At 67.7% G+C, this 21,378-nt stretch carries 20 protein-coding genes; 10 read left to right on the forward strand and 10 right to left on the reverse strand.

Going from position 1 to position 21,378, the window contains the following annotated elements; translation table 11 throughout:
* Window positions 1-22 precede the first annotated feature (22 nt).
* Window positions 23-409 carry a VOC family protein gene (locus tag QZM67_RS05900; RefSeq protein WP_043181377.1) on the reverse strand — a complete coding sequence of 129 codons (387 nt, stop codon included), beginning with the start codon at window positions 407-409 and terminating at the stop codon, window positions 23-25.
* 334 nt (window positions 410-743) lie between these two features.
* Here QZM67_RS05900 and QZM67_RS05905 point away from each other — a divergent pair, with 334 nt between their 5' ends.
* Window positions 744-1,379: an isochorismatase family cysteine hydrolase gene (locus QZM67_RS05905; protein WP_301801230.1), complete on the forward strand. Its 636-nt coding sequence runs from the start codon at window positions 744-746 to the stop codon at window positions 1,377-1,379.
* A gap of 188 nt (window positions 1,380-1,567) precedes the next feature.
* Here the strand turns inward: QZM67_RS05905 and QZM67_RS05910 are convergent, their stop codons facing one another.
* From QZM67_RS05910 to QZM67_RS05920, 3 genes are all read right to left on the reverse strand, one after another.
* Window positions 1,568-2,299 carry a ribonuclease T2 gene (locus QZM67_RS05910; RefSeq protein WP_175022093.1) on the reverse strand — a complete coding sequence of 244 codons (732 nt, stop codon included), beginning with the start codon at window positions 2,297-2,299 and terminating at the stop codon, window positions 1,568-1,570.
* Between the two features lie 204 nt (window positions 2,300-2,503).
* Window positions 2,504-3,082, reverse strand: a complete 579-nt coding sequence (locus tag QZM67_RS05915; RefSeq protein WP_301801232.1) for a hypothetical protein — start codon at window positions 3,080-3,082, stop codon at window positions 2,504-2,506.
* Window positions 3,083-3,178: 96 nt separating this feature from the next.
* Window positions 3,179-4,582, reverse strand: coding sequence for an HdeD family acid-resistance protein (locus tag QZM67_RS05920; protein ID WP_301801234.1), 1,404 nt, complete (start codon window positions 4,580-4,582; stop codon window positions 3,179-3,181).
* A gap of 344 nt (window positions 4,583-4,926) precedes the next feature.
* Here QZM67_RS05920 and QZM67_RS05925 point away from each other — a divergent pair, with 344 nt between their 5' ends.
* From QZM67_RS05925 to QZM67_RS05960, 8 genes are all read left to right on the forward strand, one after another.
* Entirely contained in the window at window positions 4,927-5,568 is a 642-nt protein-coding gene (locus tag QZM67_RS05925; RefSeq protein WP_301801235.1) for a hypothetical protein, read from the forward strand.
* A 53-nt stretch (window positions 5,569-5,621) separates the two neighbouring features.
* A complete protein-coding gene (locus tag QZM67_RS05930) occupies window positions 5,622-6,188 on the forward strand; it encodes a helix-turn-helix transcriptional regulator (protein ID WP_301801236.1) in 567 nt (188 codons plus the stop codon).
* A 144-nt stretch (window positions 6,189-6,332) separates the two neighbouring features.
* A complete protein-coding gene (locus tag QZM67_RS05935; protein WP_301801237.1) occupies window positions 6,333-6,545 on the forward strand; it encodes a hypothetical protein in 213 nt (70 codons plus the stop codon).
* A gap of 154 nt (window positions 6,546-6,699) precedes the next feature.
* Window positions 6,700-7,281: an HD domain-containing protein gene (locus QZM67_RS05940; protein WP_301801238.1), complete on the forward strand. Its 582-nt coding sequence runs from the start codon at window positions 6,700-6,702 to the stop codon at window positions 7,279-7,281.
* A 72-nt stretch (window positions 7,282-7,353) separates the two neighbouring features.
* The gene (locus QZM67_RS05945) at window positions 7,354-7,551 is read left to right on the forward strand and encodes a hypothetical protein (RefSeq protein WP_301801239.1); all 198 of its coding nucleotides are present in this window, start codon (window positions 7,354-7,356) and stop codon (window positions 7,549-7,551) included.
* Window positions 7,552-7,847: 296 nt separating this feature from the next.
* The gene (locus tag QZM67_RS05950) at window positions 7,848-9,041 is read left to right on the forward strand and encodes an efflux RND transporter periplasmic adaptor subunit (RefSeq protein WP_301801240.1); all 1,194 of its coding nucleotides are present in this window, start codon (window positions 7,848-7,850) and stop codon (window positions 9,039-9,041) included.
* Between the two features lie 2 nt (window positions 9,042-9,043).
* Entirely contained in the window at window positions 9,044-11,107 is a 2,064-nt protein-coding gene (locus QZM67_RS05955) for a MacB family efflux pump subunit (protein WP_301801241.1), read from the forward strand.
* A 13-nt stretch (window positions 11,108-11,120) separates the two neighbouring features.
* Entirely contained in the window at window positions 11,121-12,494 is a 1,374-nt protein-coding gene (locus QZM67_RS05960; RefSeq protein ID WP_301801243.1) for an efflux transporter outer membrane subunit, read from the forward strand.
* A 42-nt stretch (window positions 12,495-12,536) separates the two neighbouring features.
* On the opposite strand, the gene QZM67_RS05965 is transcribed toward QZM67_RS05960, so the two are convergent.
* Complete coding sequence (locus QZM67_RS05965) at window positions 12,537-14,075, reverse strand: MFS transporter (RefSeq protein WP_175022084.1); 1,539 nt, start codon at window positions 14,073-14,075, stop codon at window positions 12,537-12,539.
* 178 nt (window positions 14,076-14,253) lie between these two features.
* On the opposite strand from QZM67_RS05965, the gene QZM67_RS05970 reads away from it, so the two are divergent.
* The gene (locus QZM67_RS05970) at window positions 14,254-15,159 is read left to right on the forward strand and encodes a LysR family transcriptional regulator (RefSeq protein ID WP_175022083.1); all 906 of its coding nucleotides are present in this window, start codon (window positions 14,254-14,256) and stop codon (window positions 15,157-15,159) included.
* Window positions 15,160-15,231: 72 nt separating this feature from the next.
* Here the strand turns inward: QZM67_RS05970 and QZM67_RS05975 are convergent, their stop codons facing one another.
* The 5 genes from QZM67_RS05975 to QZM67_RS05995 all read right to left on the reverse strand — a co-directional run bounded on the left by QZM67_RS05975 (window position 15,232) and on the right by QZM67_RS05995 (window position 21,343).
* Window positions 15,232-16,275 carry an AbrB family transcriptional regulator gene (locus tag QZM67_RS05975; RefSeq protein ID WP_301801244.1) on the reverse strand — a complete coding sequence of 348 codons (1,044 nt, stop codon included), beginning with the start codon at window positions 16,273-16,275 and terminating at the stop codon, window positions 15,232-15,234.
* A gap of 708 nt (window positions 16,276-16,983) precedes the next feature.
* Entirely contained in the window at window positions 16,984-18,123 is a 1,140-nt protein-coding gene (locus tag QZM67_RS05980; RefSeq protein ID WP_043180177.1) for an enoyl-CoA hydratase/isomerase family protein, read from the reverse strand.
* Entirely contained in the window at window positions 18,120-18,911 is a 792-nt protein-coding gene (locus tag QZM67_RS05985; protein WP_175022178.1) for an enoyl-CoA hydratase, read from the reverse strand. Before QZM67_RS05985 ends, QZM67_RS05980 begins: the two co-directional genes overlap by 4 nt.
* Window positions 18,911-19,810 carry a 3-hydroxyisobutyrate dehydrogenase gene (gene mmsB, locus QZM67_RS05990; RefSeq protein WP_175022080.1) on the reverse strand — a complete coding sequence of 300 codons (900 nt, stop codon included), beginning with the start codon at window positions 19,808-19,810 and terminating at the stop codon, window positions 18,911-18,913. The genes QZM67_RS05985 and mmsB overlap by 1 nt, the downstream gene beginning before the upstream one ends.
* A gap of 18 nt (window positions 19,811-19,828) precedes the next feature.
* On the reverse strand, window positions 19,829-21,343 hold the full coding sequence (locus QZM67_RS05995; RefSeq protein WP_205824613.1) for a CoA-acylating methylmalonate-semialdehyde dehydrogenase: 1,515 nt from the start codon (window positions 21,341-21,343) through the stop codon (window positions 19,829-19,831).
* Window positions 21,344-21,378: the final 35 nt, after the last annotated feature.

Below are 21,378 nucleotides of genomic sequence, written 5' to 3' on the forward strand. Positions count from 1 at the left end.
CGAAGGCAAACGCCCGGCGCGGTCATTCGGCTTGCGCGAAATTCAACTCGACGCCGTTGCCCGCCGGATCGCGGAAGAAAATCTGCACTTGCCCCGTGAGCGGAACGTGCTCGCGCCTGAATGCCACGTTGGCCTCGGTCAGATGAAGCGCCATTGCATCGGCGTCTGCACAGGAAAACGCAACGTGATCGAACGTATTGACGACGTTTGACGGACGAGACTCGTCCGGCCGCGCTTCCGTCAGATGCAGCACGGCCTGCGTGCCCGCATACAACCAGTACCCGAAACGCTTGAACGGCGGGCGAAACCCTTCCCGCAAGCCGACGATGTCGACGTAGAAATCGCGGAGTGCATCGAGTGTCGGCCGATCCGCCCGCAGATTGTAGTGATTGAATCCGGTAACTGGCATGACGTGTAGCTCGTGTTGGCGCAACGTGACATGAAATGGCATCGCGCCGGGCCTGGCCGCTTCGGGCACGATCCGCGCGAAGCGGCAGGCTGGCAGCGGCGGGCAGTCGCAGCCGACCATCGACATCGGCGTTGCACTGCCCCGAACCGACCGTTGGCCGATCGAACGCACGCCAGTATATTGCGGCCGCGAGAAATCGTGGCGCCGGTTTGACGGAAGCTACCGTGCGCCGCAGCAACATGCCCCTACGAAAATCGCATCGACGGCCGGCCCGGTTTTCCGGTACAAATCGGGGACGCTGAAATTCCCCGCGGACGATCGGAGACCCTCGTTCATGACTCGGCAAAACGCACCGGATATCGCAACGGCAGCCCGCACGAACCCCGACGACAGCCCGTCCGCACCGATTCCCGCGATCGTGCCGGCAAGCACCGCGCTGCTCGTCATGCATTACCAGACCGACATCCTCGGCCTGTTTCCGTCGGTCGCGCCCGGGTTGCTCGCCAATACGCGCCGGCTCTGCGATGCGGCACGGGCAAGCGGCATCGGCGTCTGGTTCGCGAACCTCCGGTTCAGCCCCGGCTATCCGGAGGTCAGCCCGCGCAACAAGAACGGCCAGGGCATCAAGCAGCTCGGCCTCTTCATCGACGACGGCCCGTCGCCGGAGCTCGGCCGGCAGGCCGACGAACCGCTGATCGTCGCGCACCGCGCCAGCGTGTTCTTCGGCACCGATCTGCAGGCACGGCTGGTCGAGCAAGGCGTCGATTCGCTGATCATGGTCGGCATCGCGTCGACGGGCGTGATGCTGTCGTCGATCGCCCACGCGAGCGACGCTGACTTCCGCCTGTATACGGTCAAGGATTGCTGCTACGACCCGGATCCGGTGGTCCACGAGCACCTGTTCGCCACCGCCTTCGAATCACGCACGACGGTGCTGTCGCTCGCGGACGCGTTGCGGCTGCTCGAGTAAGCGCAACAAGCGTACGCGCGAGCGTGACGGGTCAACGGCGTCGGCCGGATCGCGCGGATGCAGCCGGGCACCCGCCGCGAATTGGCCAGGCGGCCCGAAGTTGTCGCGCATCCGCGCGGATGCCGTGTCGAATTGCGCGGGATCAGGCACGCGCAGCCCCTGCCGTTGCGTGCCGCCCCGCTTCCGCGTTACTTCGCGATATACACGCCCGACGTCGGGCACGTGCCCTGCGTATTGCCGTCCGTCACGAGCGATGCGGCGCTCGGGAACTGCGTGGTCGCATTCGTCTTCACCGCAATCCACGCTTCGGTGAAATAGCTGACGCCGTTCGTCTTCGTGCACTTCAGCGACACCGCGCTGCGCGTATTGCTGCCGAACGCGCCTTCGAAGGCCGACAGCAACTGGTTGCGCGTGACCGTCTTGCCCGCGTTCGCCTGCAGGAACGCGTTGAACGACGTGTTGCCGAGCCGGCTGATCATCCCGGACGCCTGGTTCCAATACGCATCGGGCGATGCCGAGTTCGAGCACGTGCCGTGCTTGAACCATTCGTGCTTGTCGAGGCACGACGCGACACCCGGCATGTACGTCGACAGCGTGTTGCGGGTCGCGCTGCCGATCGGGTAGGCGTCCATGCTGCACCACTGGTGCGCGTTGTCGAGGTCGATGTCGCTCTGCGGCACGCCGCAGTAGAACGGCTGGTTGCCGTCGTAGTTGTTCGGCCACAGACCATGCAGCGACAGGCTCGTCGCCGCATACGTGCCGGCGAGGTTCGTGCATTCGGGCGTATCGTGCGACGCGCAGAAGCCGGGCTCCCACGACGCGGCGAGCAACAGGTAGTCGTAGCTGGTCTGCGCGGTGGCGGGCAGTGAAGCGGAAGCGACGGCGAGTGCGGCAGCGGCGCGGGCGAGCGTCTTGAGCATGGCGTTTCCTCGGAAAGGGCTTGCGGTCGCGGGATGCGCCGCAAGATTGTCGACTATCTGCCCGCGATTGTTGCCGACGCAACGTGGCATGAATGTGAAGGTGGACGAATGATGTCCCTCGGCACGGGCGCGTGCATGCACCGTCGCGTCGCGCGCTGCTTCACACGGCCGACGCGACCCGCCCTGCCGGCGGCACGCCGTCGCTCACGATCCGGTGCCCAGCTGCGTGCACGCGCGCGCGACCGATTCGGGGCCTTCGAGCGCGAGGATCTGCCACACGCCGATGCTGACGCGCTGGCGCGCGGCCGTCGACCCATCGGCCAGCAACGCCTCGACGCGCGGCGCGGCGTCCGGCGCCTGCTGCTTCAGCGCCGCGTGATGCCGCGCACGCGACGCCGGCTCGGACTCGTACACGTCGCACAAGCGCACCATGCCGGCGAGGCCGGCAAGGTCGTCGTCCTTGTCGATCGCATCCGGCTCGACCGGCGCGAGCCCCTTGCGCTCCGCCGCCGGCAGCTTGTTGCGCGCGCCTTCGTCGATCGACGTGGCGGATGCCGGCGGCAGGCCGCCGATCGCCGCGACGATCCGGCTGCCCGCGGCGATCATGTCGCCCTGGCACGCGATCTTCTCGCTGGCCGCGACGTTCGAGCAGAACGACACCGACGTCCGGTACACATCGTTGCTCATGCGCGGCACTTCGTCCGCGCTCGCCTGTGCGAAGCCGGCGCACGTCAGCGCCAGCGCGGCGGGAATCAGGATGCGGAAAGCGCTCGTCTTGTTCATTGTTGTTTGCGTAGGTGGGTTCTCGTGGCGGGCAACATCGCGCGGCCGCGCGGTGGCGGCCGCTGTGACGCCGGGCCCTCGTCCGGCGGCACGCGATCACTTCATCGACGCCGCCTCCGATCCACCGGGCGACAACGCCGCATTGTCCTGCTCACGCCACGTGCGGCGCGACGCCATGATCGCCTTCACGGCCGAGCGCGCGACCTTCCACCACGCGAACGGCCGCGGGTCGGCAAGCATGCTGAGCGCGCGCGCATAGTCGAGCGTGAGACCGGGGGTCCACGCCATCGTCACCGCGCGCTTGCGGATCTGTGCGGCGACCCACAGCTCGGGCGTGAGCAGCAGCCGCACGAACGCGCCCCACCCGGCACGCGTGCCCTTCAGCCGCCACACCGCGCCGTCGAGCGCGGCTTCGAGCGCGTTCGACACGGTGCTCGAGCAGTTGCGATGCGTGAGGTTGTACGTCACGTTCTGCCGATACGACGACCAGAACGCGTCCAGCTTCGCCGGATCGTAGTTGCGGATCCGCACCCGCACGGTCGACGGGCACCAAGCCTTCGACTCGGTCGCGTAGTCGGGCTGGAACAGGCCCGGCACGTCGTTTTCGCGCGTCGCGCGCAGGATGCGCGTGAATTCGTCCGGAGAACGATCGATTTCCACGCCCGGATACAGGCTGATATAGATGCCCTCCGGCGACTCCAGCGCCGCGTGCCCGGTCGAGATCACGCCGTTGACGTCCACCGCCGCGATATAGCGGTCGATCACCGGATAGCGCTGCGCTTCGGCCTTCGACGTGCCGGTCGGCGTCCACACGTGCACGGTGAGCGCATGCTCGCCGTCGGCGGGCGGGCCGTCCCATTCGGATTGCGCGAAATGCGGCGTGTCGCGCGCATCGTCGAGATCGGGCGCGAGCGCCGGCACCGGCGACGTCGCGAACGCCGGATTGCGCGTCAGCCGCCGCACGCGCGCGGCGAGGCTCAGCATGTGCATCCCGCCGAACATCAGCAGCAGGCCAAGGCAGTACGGCACGGTGCCCACGTAGTGCGTCGGGTACGGCTGGTAGAAGAAGATTGCCAGCAGGATCTCGACGACGCCCCATGCGAAGGCGACGTTCCAGCGGCGATAGCGCACCATCCACGCGGAAGTGCACTGCAGCAGCCCGTCGACGAGGAACAGCGTGCCGAAGATCATCGACAGCAGGAAATGGCCGTGGTGATGGCCCGCGAACACGAGCCCGGCGGCGACCACGACCGCGATCCCCTTGACGTAGCGCAGGATGCGCTGCCCGCCGACGCCGCTGCCGGCCACCGCGAGCGTCGCGAGCCCCTCGATCAGGAACAGCCATGCAAAGATCTGGATCGGAAAGTGCAGCGCGCCGTCGAGCGCATCGACGAAGATCACGCCGCCCGCGACGACCCACACCCAGCCGAACACGGTCAGCCCGCGCCAGCGGGTGCGCAGATATTCGATACCCAGCAGCAGCAAGACCAGTCGTACCATCGCGCCCTCTCGTCATTTTTTCGGAAAACGCGCTGGTCACGCGTTTCCTGCCGTTTCAACCGCGCGTCGTGCGACGTAGCAGCCAAAATGCGGTAATTCGTACCGGCGCGTCATGCCTCGACATGACCGATGGCGGCCGGTACGCGTCCGCACCGGCCAAATAATAAGATATGGCGGTGACGGTTGAAAGCGTGACGAAAACGTTGTCGGCACGGCATGGACGGGGCCGGCCGGCCGCTGCCAGGGCAGATTTCCCGTTCGACAACGCGCGGCGGATACGCGAGAATCCGGCTTCCGAGGGCGAGAGCCGCTGAACCAAACCGCATCAGACGGGACCACAAGAAATGAGCACATCGATCACGCGCCGGCGCCTGCTGGGCGCCGGCGTGGCCGCGAGCAGCCTCGCGCTGTCGGGCTGTTTCACCCGGGCGCTGTACGAGAACCACGACGAGCCCTACGTCGAGCACGTTTCCGCTTTCATGATCACGAAAGACGGCAAGAAGCTGGTGGTGCTGGGCGAACGCTATCACTACATCTTCGATCTGCCGGACACGCTGCGCCCGGTGCTGGCGGCCAGCTATCGCAAATCGCTGCATACGTCGTTCATCAGCTTCCGCGCCGACGGCAGCGACGTGACCGGCCAGTACGACACCGTGCTGTCGAAGGATGCGCCGGACGACGAGCGTCAGGCGGCAACCGCCGACGGCTTCAGGAACTGGCGCGACCGGCTCGAACTCGACGGCAACGTCGTCGGCAAGCGCTATTCCACCGAAGGCTTCACGTTGAAACCGGACGGCACCGCACAACCGTTCAACGAGCGCTATACGGTCGGCATCGACGAAGCGCCGTCCGCCTTCGCGAAGGGACTCCGGATCCTGGCCACACCGGTCACCGTGGCAGCCGACGGCGTGCTCGTGCTGGGCGGGGTCCTGCTGCTGCCGGTCGCGTATTTTTCGTTCAAGGACCGGCCAATCGGCGGGTTCTAGATCGGCCCCGTCCGTCATGGCACCCGGCCAACGCCCGAACGAGGAGCATCGACATGCGTGACCCTTCGCTTCATCCGTCCGCGCTCGGCCCGCAACTCAAGCGCTGGCGCGCGCTGCACCGCGTCAAGCAAAGCCATGCGGCCGACCTGTTCGGCGTCGCGCAATCGACGATCTCCCGCTGGGAAGCCGGCCGCCAGCAGATGTCGCCCGACGAACGCGCGACGGCCGAGCGGCTGCTCGCCGCGCGTCTCGATTCCGCGGGCGACTACGCGCTCGCGCGGCTCGTCTCGGGCAGCGCGGGCCGCATGCATCTCGTGTGCGATCTCACGCACCGCCTGCTTGCTTCATCTTCGGCACGTGCAGCCGAATTCTCACAGCCGCTGTCGATGCTGCTCGGCACGTCGCTGTGGCGCTACGCGAGCCCGGAGATCGTCCGCATGGAAGCCGCGCTCGATACGCTCGGCTGGCACGACCATGCGGGGCCGCCGAGCGTCGAATTCGACACCGGCGCGAATGCGTCGCAGGTCGTGCCGATCCGCGACAGCATGTGCCGGTGGACGCGGATGACGCTGTCGGATGGCTCGGCCGCACGGCTCGTGGAGACGCTTGAGGATGCGTAGGCGCTGGATCGCAACGCGCGGTATACAACCGCCATCCGATTCGGTGACGGCGCAGCGCGCTTCGACGCTTGGCGCCCGCCACGCGGAGGACTTCATCGTGAATGGCAGTCCCGCCGCAGGGAGCGGCGGATGTTGAGGCTAATCGTGCTGGACCTCGTGTTCGGCGTGCTCGCTTTCTCCATCGGCGCCGCGGTACTGCACGCGCTACGCTCGGGCGTCGCCAACGCAGGTGGTACACGGGTGGCACGCCGCAGCCGCCCCCATGCATTCGCCCTGGTCGTGATTGTTCAGATCGGCTTCCTCGTCCTGTTGTGCTGGTCCGGAATTGCGCTGACGTTCGGACTTGGGCCGAAGTAAGCGCACGGCAAAGCATGCCCGTCGGCGAGTTCGACCCGGCCCGCGACCGCTCCACGACATCGCCCCATGCTCGCCCCCACCACGCATATTTCATGCGTGGACGAACCGCCCCCACCCGCACTACGCTGGACGGCTCATCGCACGGAAGCCGACCATGAACCCCGATACGATCCACGCACGGCTCGCTTTCCTGCGCGAAGCCGAACGCCTCAAGGACGTGCTGCGCAGCGGCCACACGTCGTCCGGACGCGCGGAAAGCACGGCCGAGCACAGCTGGCGGCTGTGCCTGATGGTGCTCGTGTTCGCCGACGCGCTGCCCGGCATCGACACGCTGAAACTGTTGAAGCTGTGCGTCGTCCACGATCTCGGCGAGGCGCTGCACGGCGACATTCCCGCAATCGAACAGGCCGCGCATCCCGACAAAAGCGCGCACGAACGCGACGACCTGCTGACGCTGACCGCATCGCTCGATCCCGGGCCACGCGACGAGATCATCGCGCTGTGGGATGAATACGACGCGGCGGCGTCGCCGGAAGCACGCGCGGCGAAGGCGCTCGACAAGCTGGAGACGATCCTGCAGCACAACCAGGGCAGCAATCCGCCCGATTTCGACTACGCGTTCAATCTCGGCTACGGCCGCCGCTATACCGACGCCGCACCGCTGTTCAGCGCGATCCGCGACATCGTCGACGCCGACACGCAACGCCGGATCGACTCGGGCGGGCAGCGCGCGTAAGCTCGGGGGTCGGGCGCGCGGCACCGCGCACCCTGCCCGCACGAGGCTCGACACCAGCGTGAAAGCGAACGCGTGACCGACCGGCTCGCGTCCCGCGTCGTCAAGCAGCACTGCACGCTCGGCACGCTCGTGAACCTGCTGATCGGCAGCGGCTTCACGCTCACGCACCGGGACGAACGGGGGCCGACGCAGGCGCAGGTCGATGCGCTGCCCGCGCTCGACGAGGAACGCGACCGGCCGATGATGGCGCTCGTCGCCGCGCAGCGTTAACGCACCTGAATGTCGGCCGCAACACGCTCACGAGCCTTCGCCCGGCCTTTTCACAGATCGCAACAATGACGCCGCACGGCCCCCGCTCCGATGCGGCGTTCGCACAATTCAGCACAATTTCCACACGATTTGGCGTGATGTCCTCCCTTACCATGAGCGGCTGATTCGATCCGGCACGGCCGCGCGATGCGTACGCGGATGCCGTCGCGGGCAACCTGCCCGGCATGCGACGCCGACCGGATCGTCCCGCCCGGCCGCACGCATCGCCGGCATCGCTTCATCCTTGCCGCACGCTCATGACTCAGAAGAACCCTCGCCGCCGGCGCATCGTGCTGGCTTCCGTTGCCATCGTCGCGATCGCCATCGGCGTCACGCTGAAGGCGTGCGCGCCCGACAAGCATCCGCAATACCTGTCCGCGCCCGTCTCGCGCGGCGATCTCGAGAACGCGGTGCTCGCCACCGGTGCGCTGCAGGCATTCAGGCAGGTCGACGTCGGTGCGCAGGTGTCGGGGCAGTTGAAGTCGTTGAAGGTCAAGCTCGGCGACAAGGTCACGAAGGGCCAGTGGCTTGCCGAGATCGATCCCGTGATCTCGGAAAACGCGCTGCGCCAGGCGCGCGCCAGCGAAGAAAGCCTGCGCGCACAGCAGCAATCGACCGCCGCGCAACTCACGCAGGCAGAACTCGCGTTCAAGCGCCAACAGGCGATGCTGCCCGACGATGCGACCTCGCGCGAATCGTTCGAGGCCGCCCGCGCGACGCTCGACGTGCAGCGCGCGACACTCGCGTCGCTCGCCGCGCAGATCCGCTCGGCCCGCATCCAGATCGAGACCGCGCAGGCCAATCTCGGCTACACGCGCATCGTCGCGCCGATCGACGGCGAGGTCGTCGCGGTCGTCACGCAGGAAGGCCAGACCGTGATCGCGCAGCAACAGGCGCCGGTGATCCTGAAGCTCGCCGATCTCGACACGATGACCGTGAAGGCGCAGGTGTCGGAAGCCGACGTGATCCGCGTGAGTGGCGGCCAGACCGCGTATTTCACGATCCTCGGCGAACCGGACAAGCGTCACTACGGCAAGCTGCGCGCGATCGAGCCGGCGCCGCAGAACTACGCCGAAGCACAGAGCCCGCTCGGCGGCGGCGCGGGCGGCGGCACGAAGCCGAATTCGGCCGTGTTCTACAACGCGCTGTTCGAAGTGCCGAATCCCGAGCATCGGTTGCGCATCTCGATGACCGCGCAAGTCAACATCGTGCTCGGCAACGCACGCAACGCGCTGAGCATTCCGGCCGCCGCGCTCGGCGAAAAACGCAAGGACGGCACCTATGCGGTACGCGTGCTGCGTGCCGACGGCAGCACGGAAACGCGCAACATCCGCATCGGCATCAACAACAACGTGCGCGTCGAAGTGCTGAGCGGCCTGAAGGACGGCGAACGTGTCGTGATCGGCGAAGCGGCCGGCGACGACCATGCGCCGCTGGCGGACGTGGTGTGACGATGAGCCAGCCCCTGCTGAAACTCGCTGCCGTCACACGACGCTTTCCGGCCGGCGACAAGGATGTCGTTGTCCTGAACAACGTCAACCTGTCGATCCACGCGGGCGAGATCGTCGCGATCGTCGGCGCGTCGGGCTCCGGGAAGTCGACGCTGATGAACATCCTCGGCTGCCTCGATCATCCGAGCGAAGGCACCTACACGGTCGGCGGCCGCGACACGCACATGCTCGACAGCGACGAGCTCGCGCAACTGCGCCGCGAACACTTCGGCTTCGTGTTCCAGCGCTATCACCTGCTGCCGCACGTCGACGCGGTCGCGAACCTCGAAATGCCCGCGATCTATGCCGGCACCCCGCGCGCGGAGCGGCATGCACGCGCACGCGAGCTGCTCGCACGCCTCGGGCTCGCGGATCGCGCGCACCATCGTCCCGGTCAACTGTCCGGTGGCCAGCAGCAGCGCGTGAGCATCGCGCGTGCGCTGATGAACGGCGGCCAGGTGATCCTCGCCGACGAACCGACCGGCGCGCTCGACACGAAAAGCGGCCAGGACGTGATCCGCATCCTGCACGAGCTGAACACACTCGGCCATACGATCGTCATCGTCACGCACGACAAGGCCGTCGCGCGCCATGCGAAGCGCATCATCGAGATCAGCGACGGCGAGATCGTCGCCGACCGGCCGAACCGGCACTATGCGGAAGCCCTCGCGGAAGCGGGCGTCGACGCAGCGGAAGCGGCAGAGGCGACCAAAGCAGCAGCCGGCGAGTCACCCTCACTTGATCGCCACGACCCACCGACGCCGCCCGCAGCCGTCGACACCGGTCCGCATGCCGATTCCGGCGCCCGCACGCGGCGCTTCGCGGCCGGCTCCGGCCGCTTCGCCGAGGCCTGCCGGATGGCATGGATCGCGCTCGTGTCGCACCGGCTGCGCACGCTGCTGACGATGCTCGGCATCATCATCGGCATCACGTCGGTCGTGTCGATCGTCGCGATCGGCGAAGGCGCGAAGCGCTACATGCTCGACGAGATCGGCAGCATCGGCACGAACACGATCAACATCTATCCGGGCACCGACTGGGGCGACAGCCGCGCCGACTCGATCCAGACGCTCGTGCCCGCCGATGTCGCCGCGCTCGCCGAGCAGCCGTACGTCGACAGCGCGACGCCCGAAACGTCGCGCACGCTGCTGCTGCGCTACCGCAACGTCGACGTGAACGCGCTCGTGAGCGGCGTCGGCGACCGCTTCTTCCAGGCGCGCGGGATGCGCTTCGCGCTGGGCGTCGCGTTCGACGACGACGCGGTGCGTCGCCAGGTGCAGGTGGCCGTGATCGACCAGAACACGCGTCGCAAGCTGTTCGGCGCGACGCGCAACCCGATCGGCGAAGTGATCCTGGTCGACAACGTGCCGTGCGTCGTGATCGGCGTGACGGCCGACAAGAAGAGCGCGTTCGGCAGCGTGAAGAGCCTGAACGTGTGGGTGCCGTACACCACCGCGAGCGGGCGCCTGTTCGGGCAGCACCACCTCGACAGCATCACCGTGCGCGTGCGCGACGGCCAGCCGAGCGCCGCCGCCGAGAAGAGTCTCGAAAAGCTGATGACGCAGCGCCACGGCCGCAAGGACTTCTTCACGTACAACATGGACAGCGTGGTGAAGACCGTCGAGAAGACCGGCCAGTCGCTCACGTTGCTGCTGTCGCTGATCGCGGTGATCTCGCTCGTCGTCGGCGGGATCGGCGTGATGAACATCATGCTGGTGTCGGTCACCGAGCGCACGCGCGAAATCGGCATCCGGATGGCGGTCGGCGCGCGCCAGTCCGACATCCTGCAGCAGTTTCTCGTCGAGGCCGTGCTCGTCTGCCTGCTCGGCGGCACGATCGGCATCGCGCTGTCGTTCGGGCTCGGCGCGCTGTTCTCGATGTTCGTCGCACAGTGGAAGATGGTGTTCTCGGCCGGCGCGATCGTGACCGCGTTCGTCTGCTCGACACTCACCGGTGTGATATTCGGCTTCATGCCCGCGCGCAATGCATCGCGGCTCGATCCGATCGATGCGCTCGCGCGCGACTGACGCAAGGCCCGCCATGACGCATTCCTCGCCGCTTCACCGCCTGGGCGCATTCGCTTGCGCGGCCGCGCTGCTCGCCGGCTGTGCAGGCGCGCGCCATGAGCCGCTGCCCGCCGTCGCGATGCCGGCGAACTGGGCGGCGCCGGTTTCCGCCGACGCGCCGGCCACGACGCGCGACTGGTGGCGCAGCTTCGGCGATCCGCAACTCGACGCGCTGATCGACGATGCGCTGCGCGCCAACAACGATCTCGCGATCGCGGCGATCCGCGTGTACCGCGCGCAACTGCAGGCCGGCCTCGCGAATACGAACCTGACGCCCACCGTGTCGCTCGGTGCGAACGGCGCCGTGTCGCGCACGCTCGATACGCACCAGATGAGCCGGTCGAGCGGCGCGAGCGTTTCGCTCAGCTATGAAATCGACCTGTGGGGCCGGCTGGCCGCGCTGCGCGACGCCGCGCGCTGGGAAGCCGACGCGACGGCCGCCGATCTCGAAGCCGCGCGGCTGTCGCTGATCGGCACGACCGCGTCGCTGTACTGGCGGATCGGCTATCTGAACCGGCAGATCGCGCTCGGCGACGCGAACATCGCATATGCGGTACGCACGCTCGCGGTCGTCCGGTCACGGCACACGGCCGGTGCCGTGTCAGGGCTCGACCTGGCGCAAGCCGAACAGAGCCTCGCCGCGCAACGTGCAGCGCAGACCCGCCTGATCCAGCAGCGCACCGAGAACCGTCACGCACTCGCGATCCTGTTCGACCGGCCGCCGCAGCAACACGCGGCCGAACCGTCGGCGCTGCCCGTCGCGGCACCGCCGGAGGTCGCGGCCGGCCTGCCGGCCAGCCTGCTCGGCCGGCGCCCCGACCTGCGCGCGGCGGAGTTCCGGCTGCGCGAATCGCTCGCGAACGTCGACGCGACGCGCACGAGCTTCTACCCGACCTTCACGCTGACCGGCCAGGCCGGCACGTCGAGCACGAGCCTCGAGCGCGTGCTGATGAATCCGGTCGGCACACTCGGGCTCGGCCTTGCGCTGCCGTTCATCCAGTGGAACACGATGCAGTTGCAGATCAAGGTGTCGAAGACGCAGTACGAGGAAGCGGTCGTCGGGTTCCGCCAGAAGCTCTACACGGCGCTCGCGGAAGTCGAGAATGCGCTGTCGGCACGCGTGCAGCTCGAACGCGAAGCCGAACAGCGCGCGCTGTCGCTGGCCCAGGCGCAGCGCGCCGAGCGGCTGGCCGCCGCGCGCTTCGCGGCCGGCGCGACCGCCGTGCAGCCGTGGCTCGACCAGCAGCAGCGGCTGCGCGACGCGCAAAGTGCCGACGAACAGACGCGGCTGGACCGGCTCAACAACCAGATGACGCTGTACCGCGCGCTCGGCGGCGGGATGTCCTGACCGGCGCGCGCGCCGGGCTGGCCGCGCCGGCCACGCTCGCAGTCATTCGCACACGGGTGCCCCGCGCCGCGCCGGCGCGAACGCCACCGCGCTTGCCGTCGCGAGTACGGCCACCCCTGCCGCGCCGTACACCATCACCCAGCCGAACCCGTGCACGAGCGCCGCATGCAATGCCGCGCCGGTCGGGTCGGCCTGCGCGAGCGCCGGTGCGATCTCGTGCAGCCCGTCGGTCCGGCCGGATGCAATCTCCTGCGCGAGCCGGCGCAGCGCCGCGTCGCCGATCGTGCCCGCGACACCGGCCTTCAGGCTCGCGACGATCCCCGCGACCAGCACGAAGCCCATCGCCGCGATGTTCAGCGCGAGCGAGATCATCCGCGCGCTCATGTCGATGCCCGACGCCATCCCGGCCCGCGAGCTCGGCACCGCGCCCGTCGTCGTGTTGGTCACCGGCGTGTTCGTGAGCCCGAGCCCGATGCCGGCGATCACGCAGCCGGGCAGCATCGTGATCCAGCTCGCAGGGTCGGCCGCGCTGCCGATCCGCATCAACGCGAAACCCGCCGCGATCGTGAACAGGCCACCCGGGATCACGACGCCCGGCCCGTAGCGCAGCGCGAGCCGTTCGCCGAACGGCGGCGCGACCAGCGTCGGCAACGTGTACGCGAGCAACGCGAGGCCGGCCGTCACGCTGTCGTAGCCGAGCGCGACCTGGAACCAGATCGGCAGGTAGATCATGAACGGCCAGAAGCTGAAGTTCATCCCCATCGAGCCGAAGATCGCGCCGGTGAACGGGCGGATCCGGAACACCGAGAAATCGAACATCGGCCGCGCGCTGGCGCGTTCCGCGATGAAGAAGCCGGCCAGCGCCACCACGGTCGCGCCGAGCACGCCGAGGCCGGCGGCGCTGGTGAGCCCGAGCTCCGCGCTTTGCGTGATGTAGAACGCGAGGCCGAGCACCGCGAGCGACAGTGTGACGATGCCCGCCACGTCGAGCGAGCCCGCGTGCGGATCGCTCGACTCCTGCACCGCGCCGCCGATCATCGCGAGCGCGATGGCCGCGAGTGGCGCATGGACCAGAAACACCCACGGCCAGCTTGCCAGCGCGACGATCGCGCCGCCGACGATCGGCCCGAAACCGAGCCCGATGCCGAACACGATCCCCCAGATCCCGAACGCGCGGCTGCGCTCGCGGCCCTCGCGGAACTGGTGCGACAGCACGGCAATCTGGCAGATCAGCATCGCGCCGCCGCTCGCGCCCTGCAGCAGCCGGCCCGCGACGAGCACCGGCACGTTCGGCGCGAGCCCGCACAGCAGCGACGTCGCGCCGAACAGCACGGTGCCGATCACGTACACGCGCTTGCGGCCGAACCGGTCGGCGAGCGTGCCGGCCGCCATCAGCACGGTCGTGCACGCGATCGTGTACGCGTTCATGATCCACTGCATGCCGTTGAAATCGCCATGCAGTACGTGTTCGAGCGTCGGCAGGATCACCGGCACGCTCGAGATTTCGAGGCCGAACATCAGCGACGTGAGACAGACGGCCGCGAGCGCGACCGCATTCCTGCGGGAGTCGGATAGCGTCATGCGTATTGCGCCGTGGCCCGGCAACGGGCCGCGCGCCTCCAGGTGAGAAGGATTCGCCGCGTGCGGCCGGCGACGCACGCTGGACGGGAATCGGTACTATAGTGAGAATTTCCATCCCCATTGACGCAGCTGTTTCTCCAGACTGGGGAACTGCAGGACTCAATCAATTCACCCTTCCATGACCGACAGACTCGACGGCGTGACGACCTTCGTCCAGGTAGTGGAATCGGGCAGCTTCGCGCTCGCCGCGGAGCGGCTCGACATGACGCGTTCGGCCGTCGGCAAGGCGGTCGCGCGGCTCGAGAAGCGGCTCGGCGCGCGGCTGCTGCAGCGCACGACGCGCAGCCAGAGCCTGACCGACGACGGCCAGGCGTACTACGACCGCTGCGTGCGCGCGCTCGCGGAACTGGAGGCGGCGGAAGCCGACCTCGACTGCGGCCGCAACGAGCCGCGCGGCAAGCTGCGCCTGAGCGTGCCGCTCGCGTTCGGGCACCACTGCGTGACGCCCGTCGTGCTCGACCTCGCGCGCACCTATCCGCATCTGCGAATCGACGTGTCGATCACCGACCGCTTCGTCGATCTCGTCGAGGAAGGCATCGACCTCGCGGTGCGGATCGGCACGCTCGCGGACAGCACGAGCCTCACGGTGCGGCGGCTCGGCACGCAATACGGCAGCCTCGGCGCGGCGCCGTCGTATCTCGCCCGCTACGGGATGCCGAAGACGCTCGACGATCTGAAGCACCACCGGACGATCGCGTATTCCCGCTCGGGTGTGGTTCAACCGTGGGACCTGCGCGCGCCGGACGGTTCGACGGTACGGATCGACATGCCGCACCAGCTCAGTTTCGACGACGTGCAGGCGATCGCGGCAGCCGGCGCATCGGGGTTCGGGATCGCGTGGCTGCCGAGCTGGCTGCTCGATCACTACGTGAAGCGCGGCGAGATGACGGTCGTGCTCGACCGCTGCTTCGTCTGCGAGGGCGACATCCACGCGATCTGGCCGAAGACGCGCTACCTGCCGCGCAAGACGCGCTGCGTGATCGACGCGTTCGCGCAGGCGATTCCGCCGATGATCGAGCGGTAGGCGGGACGGCGCACGGCGCCGGGGATCGCGCCGCGCCCGCACGGGCACGCGCGACACTCCGCCCTGCCCGCGCTATTTCGCGTTGCCGCCGTCGATCGCCAGCATGCGCCGGCGGCGCGCGCGGGCGAGTGCCGCCGGCGCGAAGTGCAGCACGACCAGCCGCGTCAGATGATGAGACAGCACGAACACGACGTTCAACCCGCCGCCGTAGGCGACGATCGTGATCGTCTCGATGGCGCCGGGCGCATACGAGAGCCACAGCGGCAGCACCCCGTAGCCGGACAGCCGCGCCATCCCCCACGCGAACGCACCGGCCACCATCAGCATCAGCGCGATGCATGCGAGGCCGGTGCGGCCGTATCGCAGCCCTTCCGCCAGCGTGATCTGCCTGAACTGCGCGCCGATCAGCGCGCCCAGGATGACCGACGCCGCATCGACGCACCACGCCGGCACCTCGAAGTCATGCAGCCATCCCGCTCGTACGAACACGCCGGCCAGCACGATGGCCGTGATCATGAACGGTGCCGGAATACCGAGCCCGAGCAACGCCCGCCCGACCAGCACGCACAGCACCACCAACCCGGTCAGCGCCAGCAACGTCTCGACCGGCAGCGCAGCGACAGCCACTGGCTGCGGCGCGCCCACCTGCGCCGGAATGAAACAACTGACCAGGACCGTGATCGACAGGAGCCGCACGAGATGCACGACGATCACCTTGGCCGACGCGCGCTCGGATTCCAGCAGGTCGAACACCGCGGCGAGTGCGCCGGGATAGACGGCCAGCAATGAATCGGCCAGGTTCCAGCGCGAGACGCGAGACAGCCAAAGACTGCCGACCGCGATCTGCACGGCCAGGCACACGAGCAGCACACCCAGGCTCGGCACGATCGAGACGACCATCTGCATGTCCCACGACCGGAACATCAAGCCGGTCGCCGTGCCGAGCACGATCTGCACGAACTCGAGGCCGAAGCGCAGCCTGGGCGCGAAACCGAACCGGCTGGTCGCGATCGATGCGGCGAGAATCGCGCCGAGCAGCAGGCCATGCGGGACGCCCGCATACCGCAGTACCAGCCCGACCGCGGTCAGGCAGGCGAGATACGCGAGCGTCTTCATCGGGCAGCGCCCCGGCCGCCGGTCAGGCTTCGGCAAATCCACATGGAAATGTAATTTGAAGTAGTTGAAATGAAATTTCAGACTCGAAAACAGATCGCGCGATTATTCCGGATTCAATCACCCGTTATTCACGAATCCAGTCAAGGCGCGATGACAGGCGTGTCAACTCACGTCGAAGCACCGAGTGCGCATCGAATCCATCAGGAAAAACCGTTGATGCACGAATGCCGCCAATCGAGCAGCAGCCACGAACCCGGACGCCAATAGATGCCCCGACCGATAGCCGAACTCGTGATTCATCTCGCGGAGCCCGCGCATCCGGGGTGGCTCAGCGCCTCAGCCCGTGCACCACGGACGGAATAGCCCCCTTTGTCTCATGCTCGCCTCGGATCTTTATCGAATAGCGGCATTTTCATGCACGCCTTCGATAAGGCGACTTTAAATTATCAAACTGACAATCAAATTTTGTTTGACGATATTAATGGCTTTTCATATTCCGCGACAAGCAGAGCCCCTCGCCCACCGCGCTCAAATTCGCAAATTATTATTGATATTTTCGTCTATTCCCGGCGGTTGTGATTTCAAGCGGCTGATGGTAACGCGCGTCATCGCATGTGCTGCGCTGGATGCGTGCCGACCTCGAAAAAGAAAAACGGCGCATGCCGAAGCATGCGCCGCCTTGCAGGTCATCGGCCGCGTGCCGGCCGTTCAATCCGCGCCCAGCGCCGCCAGCGGATGCGCGAACAGCTTCCACGGCGACGTGAGGAAATGCCGCACGCGTTCGGCGCGCAGCTCGACGAGCGACGCGGGCGCCCAGCGCGGTTTGCGATCCTTGTCGACGAGATGCGCGCGCACGCCTTCGCAGAAGTCGCCTTCCTCGATCGCGCGCGCGACGATGCCGAGCTCCATCCGGAACGATTCGGCCAGCGTCATCTGGCGGCCGCGCAGCAGCGCCTCGCGCGTCACGTACAGCATCGTCGGTGAGTGGCCCGTGAGCGCATCGAGCGTCGCCTGCAGCCATTGACGGTGCTCGCGCGACAGTTCCTCGCGTGCGAGATCCTGCATCAGCGTCGCGACGATCCGCTCGACGGTCGAGCGCTTGTCGAAGTGACGCACGATCCACGGCATCTGGCTGTCGAGCGCCGCATGCGGCACGACGTTGCACGGCGGCTCGAATACCTTGCGCAGCAGCGGCAACGCATCGCCCTCCCACTTGACGCTTTCGATGCGCGTCTCGAACGTGTCGAGCCACGCGGACGGCACGCACAGATCCGCGAGCTTCGCGGTCAGCGCGTCGGCGCCTGACAGCATCGCGCCGGTCAGCCCGACGTACAGTTCGAGTTCGACCGGCATGCGCGACAGGAAATGCGTCGCGCCGACGTCCGGCACGAGGCCGATGCGTGTCTCCGGCATCGCGATCTTGCTGCGCTCGGTCGCGACGCGCAGCGCCGCGCCCTGTGCGAGGCCCATGCCGCCGCCCATCGTCACGCCGTCCATCAGCGCGACCACCGGCTTCGGGAACGTGTGGATCGCGTAGTCGAGCCGGTATTCGTCGACGAAGAACGGCAGCCAGGTTTCGCGCTGCGCGACCATCTTGTACAGCGCGCGCACGTCGCCGCCCGCGCAGAAGCCCTTCTCGCCGGCGCCGCGCAGCACGACCGCGACGATCTGGTCGTCGTCACGGCAGCGCTCGAGCAGCGCGGCCAGCTCGCCGATCATGGCGTACGACAGCGCGTTGAGCGCCGCCGGCCGGTTCAGCGTGATCAGCGCCACGCGGTTCACCACGCGGAACAGCACCTCGGGGGCCTGCTCCGCGAACGCGTCGTGATTCATGACCGGCGTGCTCATCGTTGCGACTCTCCATCGGTGTGCCACTGCGGCGCGCGCTTGCCGAGGAACGCGGCCACGCCTTCGCGCGGATCGTTCGTCTCGAACAGGTCGACGAAGCGTTCGCGTTCGACCGCGAGCGCCGCGCTGCGCGGCACGCCGCGGCGCGCGAGGCCGATCAGCTCCTTGCTGTACGCGACCGCGTGCGGGCTCTGCCGCGCGACGTTGCGTGCGAGCGCCAGCGCCGCATCGCGCGCCGCGCCCGACTCCACGACGTCCTCGACGAGGCCGATCCGCAGCGCGGTGGCCGCATCGACACGCGCGCCGGTCAGGATGATCTTCTTCGCCCAGCCTTCGCCGACGAGCCAGGGCAGCGTCTGCGTGCCGAGCCCGCATGGCAGCAGGCCGACCGACGGCTCGGGCAGCGCCATTTGCGCATGCGTCTCGGCAATCCGCAGGTCGCACGCGAGTGCGCATTCGAGACCGCCGCCCATCGCGTAGCCGTTGATCGCCGCAATGGTCACGACGCGCGCATCGTGCAGCGCCTCGAACGCCGCGCCGAAGCGCGATGCCATCGCACGTGCAACCGCGCGGTCGCCTTCGGCGAACGTGTTCAGGTCGGCGCCCGCGCTGAAGAACTTCGGGCCGTCGCCCGTAATCACCAGCGCGCGCACGCGCGGATTCGCATTCAGTTCGGCGACGGTTGCCTGCAGTTGCTGCAGCCCGTCGGCGGTAAAGGCGTTCGCGGGCGGACGCTTGAGCGTCGCGCACGCGATCGCGCCGTCGTCGACGTAGTCCAGTTCGATCATCATGCGTCCTTCTTCGTTACTGGTTGATACAGGCGGATCACCGCCGAGAAATCGAGCTGGCCGTCGCCACGGCTGCTCATCGTCTGGTACAGCTGCTGTGCGAGCGCGCCGAGATAGACGGGCTGGCGGGCCTGCTTCGCGGCGTCGTTCGCGAGGCCGAGATCCTTCAGCATCAAGTCGGTGCCGAAGCCGCCCGAGTAGCCGCGCGACGACGGTGCGGTGTCGATCACGCCCGGATACGGGTTGTACGTATCCGAGCTCCAGCAGCGGCCCGTCGACGTGTTGACGATGCCGGCGAGCACCTTCGGGTCGATGCCGAGCGCGACGCCCAGCGACATCGCCTCCGACACGGCCGCCATCGAGATGCCGAGCACGAGGTTATTGCAGACCTTCGCGACCTGCCCCATGCCCGTCGCGCCGCAATGGACGATGTTCTTGCCCATGCCCGCGAGCACGGGCTTCACGCGCTCGAAATCCGCATCGCTGCCGCCGACCATGAAGGTCAGCGTGCCGGCCGCCGCGCCGCCGGTGCCGCCCGACACGGGCGCATCGACAAACGCGCCGCCGTGCTCGCGCACGAGCGCGCCGAACGCCTGCGCGCTCGCTGGGTCGATCGTGCTCGAATCGATCACGGTCGCGCCCGCGCCGAGGCCGGCGAGCACGCCGTTCTCGCCGGACAGCACCGAGCGCACATGCGGCGCGGCCGGCAGCATCGTGATGACGAACGTCGCGCCCGATGCCGCGTCGCGCGGCGAAGCAGCCACCTGCGCACCGGCGTCCTGCAGGGCGCGCAACGCGTCGGCGCTCAGGTCGAACGCATGTACTTCATGGCCTGCTTTCAGCAGGTTCAGCGCCATCGGCGCACCCATATGGCCGAGGCCGATAAAACCGATTTTCATGTTCGTGTCCTCCGCCGCTCAATGCAGCCGGATCGTCGTATTCACCGGGCCGGCCGTCGTGTCGTCGTCGAACCAGCGTGCGGTGACCGTCTTGGTCTGCGTGTAGAACTGCACGACCTGTTTGCCGTACGGGCCGAGATCGCCGAGCTTCGAGCCGCGCGAGCCCGTGAAGCTGAAGAACGGCACGGGCACCGGGATCGGGATGTTGATGCCGACCTGGCCAATGTCGATCTCGCTCTGGAACTTGCGGGCGGCCGCGCCGCTCTGCGTGAACAGGCCCACGCCGTTGCCGAACGGGTTCGCGTTGACGAGCGCGATCGCTTCGTCGAGCGTGTCGGCTTCCATCACGACCAGCACGGGCCCGAAGATTTCATGCGTGTAGACCGACATGTTCGTCTTCACGCCCGAGAAGATCGTCGGGCCGACGAAGTTGCCCTGCTCGTAGCCGGTCACCGTCACGTCGCGGCCGTCGAGTTCGAGCTTCGCGCCTTCCTTCACGCCCGCGTCGATCAGCGACAGGATGCGTTCCTTCGCGGCCTTCGACACGACGGGCCCGACGTCCGTGCCGGCTTCCGCGCCCGCATTGACCTTCAGCGCCTTCGCCTTCGCCACGATGTCCGGCAGCCAGTCGCGCGCGTTGCCGACGAGCACCGCGACCGACGTCGCCATGCAGCGCTGGCCGGCCGCGCCGAAGCCCGCGCCGACGAGCGCATTGATCGCCTGCTCGCGGTTCGCGTCAGGCAGCACGACTGCGTGGTTCTTCGCGCCCATCATCGACTGCACGCGCTTGCCGTTCGCGCTGCCGAGGTTGTACACGTGCGTGCCGACCGCCGTCGAACCGACGAACGAGATCGCCTTCACGAGCGGATGCGTGCAGATCGCGTCGACGACTTCCTTGCCGCCGTGCACGACGTTCAGTACCCCTTTCGGTACGCCGGCCTCGACCGCGAGCTCGACGAGTTCCATCGTCGACAGCGGATCCTGTTCCGACGGCTTCAGCACGAACGTGTTGCCGCACACGATCGCCATCGGGAACATCCACAGCGGAATCATCGCGGGGAAGTTGAACGGTGTGATGCCCGCGCACACGCCGAGCGGCTGGCGCAGCGTGTAGGTATCCACACCACCCGCGACGTTCTCGGCGAATTCGCCGAGCTGCAGCGAACCGATCGAGCACGCATGCTCGACCACTTCGAGGCCGCGGAAGATGTCGCCCTCGGCATCAGGAATCGTCTTGCCCTGCTCGGCCGTCAGCGTCTTGGCGATGCGCTGCTGGTTCGTGCGCACGAGATCCTGGAACTTCAGCATGATGCGCATGCGCGCGGCGATCGGCGTGTTCTTCCACGTTGCGTACGCGGTGTGCGCGGCCTGCACGGCCGCGTCGACTTCCGCGACGGTCGCAAACGGCACGCGCGCGAGCACCTGCTGCGTCGCCGGGTTGACGATGTCGCGCCACTCGTTCGTGGCGGACTCGACGAAGGCGCCGTCGATCAGCAGCTTGACCGTCGGCACGTCTTTCGAATTCGCGTTCATCGATCCAATCTCCTTGCAGAGGGCCGCCAAGCGCG

Source organism: Burkholderia sp. AU45251 (assembly GCF_030482905.1).
Lineage (GTDB): Bacteria > Pseudomonadota > Gammaproteobacteria > Burkholderiales > Burkholderiaceae > Burkholderia > Burkholderia aenigmatica.

Excerpts from the sequence above, each read along its gene's own strand:
- QZM67_RS05910 (WP_175022093.1), bottom strand. The coding sequence starts at position 2,299 with ATGCTCAAGACGCTCGCCCGCGCCGCTGCCGCACTCGCCGTCGCTTCC.
- QZM67_RS05930 (WP_301801236.1), top strand. The coding sequence starts at position 5,622 with ATGCGTGACCCTTCGCTTCATCCGTCCGCGCTCGGCCCGCAACTCAAG.
- QZM67_RS05955 (WP_301801241.1), top strand. The coding sequence starts at position 9,044 with ATGAGCCAGCCCCTGCTGAAACTCGCTGCCGTCACACGACGCTTTCCG.
- QZM67_RS05985 (WP_175022178.1), bottom strand. The coding sequence starts at position 18,911 with ATGATCGAACTGGACTACGTCGACGACGGCGCGATCGCGTGCGCGACG.
- QZM67_RS05915 (WP_301801232.1), bottom strand. The coding sequence starts at position 3,082 with ATGAACAAGACGAGCGCTTTCCGCATCCTGATTCCCGCCGCGCTGGCG.
- QZM67_RS05905 (WP_301801230.1), top strand. The coding sequence starts at position 744 with ATGACTCGGCAAAACGCACCGGATATCGCAACGGCAGCCCGCACGAAC.
- QZM67_RS05970 (WP_175022083.1), top strand. The coding sequence starts at position 14,254 with ATGACCGACAGACTCGACGGCGTGACGACCTTCGTCCAGGTAGTGGAA.
- QZM67_RS05925 (WP_301801235.1), top strand. The coding sequence starts at position 4,927 with ATGAGCACATCGATCACGCGCCGGCGCCTGCTGGGCGCCGGCGTGGCC.
- QZM67_RS05960 (WP_301801243.1), top strand. The coding sequence starts at position 11,121 with ATGACGCATTCCTCGCCGCTTCACCGCCTGGGCGCATTCGCTTGCGCG.
- QZM67_RS05995 (WP_205824613.1), bottom strand. The coding sequence starts at position 21,343 with ATGAACGCGAATTCGAAAGACGTGCCGACGGTCAAGCTGCTGATCGAC.
- QZM67_RS05975 (WP_301801244.1), bottom strand. The coding sequence starts at position 16,275 with ATGAAGACGCTCGCGTATCTCGCCTGCCTGACCGCGGTCGGGCTGGTA.
- QZM67_RS05900 (WP_043181377.1), bottom strand. The coding sequence starts at position 409 with ATGCCAGTTACCGGATTCAATCACTACAATCTGCGGGCGGATCGGCCG.
- QZM67_RS05980 (WP_043180177.1), bottom strand. The coding sequence starts at position 18,123 with ATGAGCACGCCGGTCATGAATCACGACGCGTTCGCGGAGCAGGCCCCC.
- mmsB (WP_175022080.1), bottom strand. The coding sequence starts at position 19,810 with ATGAAAATCGGTTTTATCGGCCTCGGCCATATGGGTGCGCCGATGGCG.
- QZM67_RS05940 (WP_301801238.1), top strand. The coding sequence starts at position 6,700 with ATGAACCCCGATACGATCCACGCACGGCTCGCTTTCCTGCGCGAAGCC.
- QZM67_RS05950 (WP_301801240.1), top strand. The coding sequence starts at position 7,848 with ATGACTCAGAAGAACCCTCGCCGCCGGCGCATCGTGCTGGCTTCCGTT.
- QZM67_RS05965 (WP_175022084.1), bottom strand. The coding sequence starts at position 14,075 with ATGACGCTATCCGACTCCCGCAGGAATGCGGTCGCGCTCGCGGCCGTC.
- QZM67_RS05920 (WP_301801234.1), bottom strand. The coding sequence starts at position 4,582 with ATGGTACGACTGGTCTTGCTGCTGCTGGGTATCGAATATCTGCGCACC.